This is a genomic window from Photobacterium sp. R1 (genome assembly GCF_054600795.1).
Genome location: NZ_BAAHZP010000308.1, coordinates 1 through 326, shown reverse-complemented (window position 1 = coordinate 326; position 326 = coordinate 1). Strand labels below are relative to the sequence as shown.

The window sequence follows — 326 nt, the reverse complement described above, 5'->3', positions numbered from 1 at the left end:
AAGCTTAAAAAATAACCTCATACGTCCAATTTATGAACCAAAGTAATAAAACACGTCAAAATCGAATCAATATTCAAAAAAAGACATAAATATTACTTATAACGATAGCTCTACACACAATGGGGATAATAATTTTTAGTTATGAATCAGTCGGTAAATATTGGTTATGGAGATTGTTCTACCCATAACGGAGATAATGTTTTTGTTCAGCTAACAGCTTTAGAACAAGCAGTTGAGCAGATCAAAAAGAGGTTGGGTAGTAATACAGATGCTATTGATATAATTGAAGATTTAGCTGATTACATAACGGATTATCCTTCACGAGA

Annotated in this window: 1 protein-coding gene; it reads left to right on the top strand. The window is 31.3% G+C overall.

All coding sequences use genetic code 11. The features are described 5' to 3' along the window. Positions 1-141 precede the first annotated feature (141 nt). A partial coding sequence (locus tag ACYP03_RS25175; RefSeq protein WP_459782550.1) for a hypothetical protein occupies positions 142-326 on the top strand: 185 nt, incomplete at its 3' end.